This is a genomic window from Pseudomaricurvus hydrocarbonicus, from assembly GCF_011602365.1.
Lineage (GTDB): Bacteria > Pseudomonadota > Gammaproteobacteria > Pseudomonadales > Cellvibrionaceae > Pseudomaricurvus > Pseudomaricurvus hydrocarbonicus.
The window spans coordinates 34,495-40,597 of sequence record NZ_JAAONZ010000028.1; the positions used below are offsets into that span (position 1 = coordinate 34,495).

A 6,103-nucleotide genomic window follows, 5' to 3' on the forward strand; every position below is an offset into this window, starting at 1 on the left:
GTACTTTGCTCAATCAGCCGGTAGAAGAGATGAGCGTATAGTCGATGGAAGATTATAACGTGCCAAAATTGGAGCAACGATTACATCTAAATCTACTTTAGGTATTGCCAAGAGTGCATCGTCGAGCTTTCTTACATCTCCACTGGTATATTTATCCTTAGGATAACAGAGCGTTCCAAAAGCTACTCCGACTTTTGAAAAGACCATAAGAGGTTTAAAGGGTAATTGTGCCGCCCAATATTCACTCACTATATCTGATGCGGCCACATAATCAACCCTGTCGCTTATCAGCGATTTAAAAGCCGCCTCAGCACTTGGTGATCGTTTTACATTAAGCTTTTTCCCTTCAATACTGGGTAATTTAAAATATTCTTTTAGTAGCGGGGTGGGTATCAATGTCGCCAAAGTGGGGGTAGTGCGTGTTGAAGGTTTTGTACCATAAATATACAGAGGAATCCGTATTAAAGGGCGCTGAAAACATGTCAAATGCCTAGATTCGATAGCTTTATTTTGCTGTCCCGTGTAAAAAGTCAGCCCTAAATCCTGATGAATCCATTGCTGGTTTGTAAAAATGCGCTGATAAGGGAGTAGATGCACTTTCACTTCGAGGCCAGCTGCTGCGCCCAAAGCTAAGATTAGATCGGGCAATAGCCCTACCACCTTACTTTCTTTATTAAAAGCAAGAGGCTCCCCCATTTTATAAACACCTATATTCAGAGGGTTACCTGCAGCGAGCAATGGTGCTGCAGTTGTATCTGCAAGGCATTTTAAGGGGATAATCGTAAATAGCATTAAAAGATTGAAAGCTCGTAGTTTCATACCGTAATTCGTCGCTTATGGTGAGCACATTATCAGCTTAGTAAAGCCCTTGTGGTTTTCTATGCACTCTACCAAAGAAGTGGCCACTTGGAGTTCACTTTGTAGCTATAATAAGACGCATAAATAATTGTTCTTAGAAGCTTCAGGGATTCATTAAATCGAAAATTAAACCATATCTATGCTGCACAACACTGTGTCTGTCGCCTTTTGGGGTTACTTTAATCAAACTGGGGATACCTAATTCGGGTTTGTTGAACCTCTGGCGATGAACTGTCTCCCCGCTCCTAAATACACCGTCATGAACCTTGGTGAATCAAGTTGTCACTCAAGAGCCAACAGGGAATAACAGGAGGCTCAGGATCCACTATCAAAATTCCAGCTGCGCAGCAGCCGGATTTGTCATTTCCCGTAAGATTAATGGGCTGTTTATACTCAACACATACACAGAAACGTTTTCAGGCTAAGTGATAGCCAAAGTATTTCCATCCGCAAATTGGGCTTTGCTTTTGTTACGGATATACACAATTGGCTAAAGTTTTCTGCCCAATGATACGACAGAGATTTTAATGTTAGAGCTTAACGAATTAGAAAAGTACGTCACTGTTCTTATAAAAACTAGAGCCCATGTATGTTCAGCGAAAACACTTTTATGCCTAATTTGCTTTTGTTCAACATTCCGGAAGGCTTACAGAGAGATTAACCATAAGAGGATTTCAGACTGCACTTATTTTAAATGTTATAAATGGTGCATAACTGTATTGATCCCTAAGTATAATAGACACAGGATTAATCGTAATCTACAGGTGTGAACCTGTCTGTATTTATAAAAAGTGTCGCGGGACAGCCTAAATTCGTCAAAAGGCTGATTACATTGCAAGGTGTAAGCTTCGTAAACACAACAATACATAGCCGATAGACTTGAGAATCTATGCTCGCAAGTCATAGAGGTAATTGTTAAATATAATAAGGAGAAAATACTATGGTTTCCAGATTATCCACTCAATCATTACGGAGTTTGCGTACTTCGATAAATGGATTGACAGGCGTTTCGGCGCTTGCTGTTGCTATCAATGCTACTCTTCCATCCTCCAGTTATGCCGCCGACAGTCTCACTCTGGAGGAAATTACGGTTACAGCCCGTCGAGTTGAAGAACGACTGCAGGATATTCCTGGTAGCGTTTATGCTATTGGCTCTGACAAAGTGGACAGTATGCAATCACTTGATGATATTCAATCGATGGTTTCCGGCGTTACATTCCAAACATTTGGTTCTGCTACAGCTGTCGGTATCCGGGGATTTGGTAACCGAACACAAGCAGGGAATCCATCGTTTTCAACCGTCGGTATTTTTCAGGACGGTGTTTTCATCAATCCGTCGTTAGTGCCATTGGTAAATCGCATAGATAGTGAGCGCATCGAAGTTGCTAAGGGACCACAGAGTACGCTTTACGGTCGCTCCTCTTTTGCCGGTGCGATTAACATGGTCTCTAGTGATCCGGAGAGTGAACTGTCCGGCTATATTGATACAGGTTATGGTGAAAGTTCGGTACACGGCGAAGAGCTCTGGAGTATTAAGGGAGCTGTGTCTGTCCCCATTTCCGATACTTTAGCCTTACGGTTTTTTGGTCTGCGCGAGCAGCGCGAAGGATACACATATGATTCCGTAACCGGTAATCGTGGCAACGGTTATGATCGAAAAATAGGACGCATCAGAGCGTTGTGGACGCCAAGTGACTCTGTCACAGCACGTCTAACAGGAACTGTAATGCGTGATGACGTACCTTTTGGTCTTGTTCGAACCGGTGAGGTGCCCTCGCCATTGGGTCAAACCATACCTTTTGGCAATCCGTTTGACCCGGCTATTCAGGCTGGATCAACACGGTTTCCGGACAGTGTCTGGGATGGTAGTTATGCACAACCTCAAAAGGGCGAAGTAAAAGGTGAGCAGGTTACGTTTGACTTGCGCGTTGAAACGGCGATAGGTGAATTCGCTTCTTTGACCGATTACCAAAACTCAGAATCTACCCAAAGCCTTACCGTGGATGCATCTCCGTTTAATCTCGCAACGGGCAACGCGTCCTTCGATGAAGAGCGGTATTCGCAGGAGTTCCGGCTGGCGGGAAACAGTGGTAACCTGAGTTACCTTACAGGTCTCTATTATCTTCATGACGTTACAGAACAGTCTGGTGGTAAAGATATCGATTTGGACGTGGGTGCAGTGTTTCGTCCGGGGAGTGTCCAATACGATTTGGCCGGCCTCAGAGGTGCCTATCAGCCCACCTACACCAAAACTGAAGCCTACGCTGCATTTGTACAATTGGGGTACGACTTTACAGAGCGCCTGAATTTGACTGGCGGATTACGATGGGGTCAGGATGAGATTTCGGGGACAACTTCGGTGTTCTTGGAGACTATTCCTGGATTCCTGATTCCGGCCACACCTCAAACCTATCGTGAGGATACATTTGAGGCTATCACGGGTAACATCAATCTCAGTTATGAAGTGGCACCCGATGTAATCGTTTATGCAAGTTACGCACGAGGCAACTCTCCAGGTGGTCTGAACACAGGCGGTGCAGCACTGGTTAGCTATGATGAGCAGTCGGCGGATGCCTATGAACTGGGGCTAAAATCTCAGTTATTTGATTACCGTCTTCAGCTAAATGTAGCCCTCTTTAATAATGAATACAGTGACCTGCAGTTGAGCCAGAACATATTCATTGATGGAGCTCTTACTCCTCTGACGACAAATGCTGGTGAAGCAAAAGGTCGAGGTGTTGACGTTGATATTACTGCTCTTTTATCAAGTCACTGGCGTGTTGGGTTGCAGTACACTTATGTAGATTCCGAAATTACAGAGTATACAGTGCCAGCTTCACCGGCACCTCAAGTAGACATTACAGGAGCACCAATGGTGCGTTCTCCTGAGCATTCCGCCAACTTATCCATTACGTACACCAATGAAATTGGACCGGGGGAGCTGGAAGTGGAGGTTCAACAAACTTACTCGTCAAGCTACACCAACGATTATTTAGGAGTGCCAGCGGGAACAGCATATCCTGGAATCCCAGGACAACTAGCGCCAGGTGTTACCACAGGTCAGGTTCTGGCTCTGTATCGTACCGATAGCTACTCACTCACCAACCTGAATGCCAGCTATACCTGGGGCGACTGGCAGGTGAGAGGTTATGTGCGAAACCTGTTTGATGAGGAATATATCGGTAGTGTTTTGGCATACAGTCTTACTGAAAGCACAGTCGACACACCAGGGGAGCCTCGTACTATCGGCGCTTCTGTGAAATATAACTTCTAACCGGTGGGTTAGCGCGGTTCTGATTGCACCAGCCCGCGCTCAGTCAAAGTAAAGCTTGGTATTATAAGAGCTAAATTGTTCTACATTTATAGAAGATTTAGTCGAACGTTTGGTGGCAGCGCATTTAACTTAAAGCTTTTCTGCATCGGCAGTCTATCCAGTACAGGGGACTGCCTTTTTTTTACATAATTAAATAGCAGCTTATTTTTTCGTGCCTGTATGATGACCAAGGAAAATTTTATGTTACGTACACTGATGATTTATTTCAGCTTTGGCCTATTGATGGGATCACCATTAATTATGGCGGAACAACCAGTGAATGAGAAACTCGATGATTTGAAGGTGACTTTACTGGGCACCAGTGGGGGGCCGGCTGCAAAACAAAATCGTAGCCAACCGTCAACGTTGATACAGATTGAAGGAAAATCCTATTTGATAGATGTGGGTGATGGTACGCTACGTCAACTTGCTTCGATCGGTATCGAGCCAAACAAGATTGATGCTGTCTTTTTAACGCATCTTCATTTTGATCATACCGCAGGACTACCGGCCTTTATGGCTTTTGATATTATGGGCAGACGATCAGCGCCAGTGCAGATTATTGGTCCACCAGGCACACAACGTTTGGTGAGGGATGCTGGCAAGGTATTCCAGAGTAGTTTTGATATTTTCAGATTACAGCAACCGCATCTTCCCACCTTTGCATCGCTGTTTCCATCGAAGGACGTTTCTATTGATGGTCCTACTGAAATATATAAAGACTCCGTCATACGTATTACCGCTGTATCGAACAGTCATTACTCGACGATGAGATTGCCTCAACGAAGTTACGGTCAAGATAAATCCTACTCCTATAGAATCGACACGGGGGGGCGTTCCATTGTATTTACCGGCGATACTGGGCCGAGTTCTGCGGTAGAGGAACTGGCTCGTGGAGCTGATGTGCTCGTGAGTGAAATCATTGATTTCCCCGCAATTAAAAAACTTCTCCTAGATCGTGGTTCTGTCAGTGGTGTTGATCAGACCAAACAGATTGAGCATATGGCCAAGGAACACCTAACCCCAGAGGAGGTGGGGAAATTGGCGACTCGAGCGGGGGTCAAAAAGGTGGTTCTTACGCACATCGCGGAGCCATGGGATAGTGAAAAGAATGGTGAGAAACTTGCTGATGCCGTGAGAAAAGAGTTTTCTGGTGAGGTGGTAGCCGGGACAGATCTATTCAGTTTCTAATATATTGTTAATACAGGGCTGAGCTGTAGTGATGGATACTGTACCAGACGACACCGTATACCGTACTTTAAACCGTTTCTCTTTTTGAGATAGACCTGAAGTATTTTATTAACGCTGGGAAAATGTGGTAAACAGCGGAAGGCTGAAAAATAATAGAAAGCCCGAAAATTTATGTATTCCTGTCCCGGTTGGGATGGTGGGCAGTATTGGGGGTAGAAGTCATGCAAACACATAAAAATCGAGTAGCCGTAGTTTCAGGTGCGGCTAAAGGGATTGGTCAAGAATTGGCAGTTCAGCTTGCGCAACGCGGAGCATTACTCGCCCTGATCGATATTGCGGATCTTTCTGAAACCAGCAGGTTGATTCAGCGGGAAGGCGGCAAGGCAGTATCGATTAAAGGGGATATCTCTCAGGAGGAAGACTGGGAAGCCGCCGGCGATCTCGTTAGAAATGAGTATGGTCGGTGTGACATTCTCGTCAATAATGCTGGTATCTTCCCCAATGTACATATAGACGATATGAACTTTCAGGATTGGAAACGGACGCTCGAAATTAACCTGGATAGCGTTTTTTTAAGTGCCAAAGTGTTCGTGCCGATGATGCGTAATAACAAGTGGGGGGGTAATCCCCCCGATAAATAACTGGCCTGAAAAGTAGAATTTTCTCATAATAGTTTGAAGGAGATTCCGCATGAAAGTACCCCGTTATTCGGATAGTCAGATTATGGCTATTCTTAAGCAA

4 protein-coding genes are annotated in these 6,103 nt (G+C 44.8%); 3 read left to right on the forward strand and 1 reads right to left on the reverse strand.

Annotation, left to right across the window (positions count from 1 at the left end):
• Window positions 1–9: 9 nt before the first annotated feature.
• The gene (locus tag G8770_RS22565; RefSeq protein ID WP_167192258.1) at window positions 10–819 is read right to left on the reverse strand and encodes a substrate-binding periplasmic protein; all 810 of its coding nucleotides are present in this window, start codon (window positions 817–819) and stop codon (window positions 10–12) included.
• A 979-nt stretch (window positions 820–1,798) separates the two neighbouring features.
• Between G8770_RS22565 and G8770_RS22570 the strand changes: the two genes are divergently transcribed.
• The 3 genes from G8770_RS22570 to G8770_RS22580 all read left to right on the forward strand — a co-directional run bounded on the left by G8770_RS22570 (window position 1,799) and on the right by G8770_RS22580 (window position 6,003).
• Window positions 1,799–4,132: a TonB-dependent receptor gene (locus G8770_RS22570; RefSeq protein WP_167192260.1), complete on the forward strand. Its 2,334-nt coding sequence runs from the start codon at window positions 1,799–1,801 to the stop codon at window positions 4,130–4,132.
• Window positions 4,133–4,372: 240 nt separating this feature from the next.
• Window positions 4,373–5,362, forward strand: coding sequence for an MBL fold metallo-hydrolase (locus G8770_RS22575; protein ID WP_167192262.1), 990 nt, complete (start codon window positions 4,373–4,375; stop codon window positions 5,360–5,362).
• 221 nt (window positions 5,363–5,583) lie between these two features.
• Window positions 5,584–6,003, forward strand: coding sequence for an SDR family NAD(P)-dependent oxidoreductase (locus G8770_RS22580; protein WP_167192264.1), 420 nt, complete (start codon window positions 5,584–5,586; stop codon window positions 6,001–6,003).
• Window positions 6,004–6,103 lie beyond the last annotated feature (100 nt).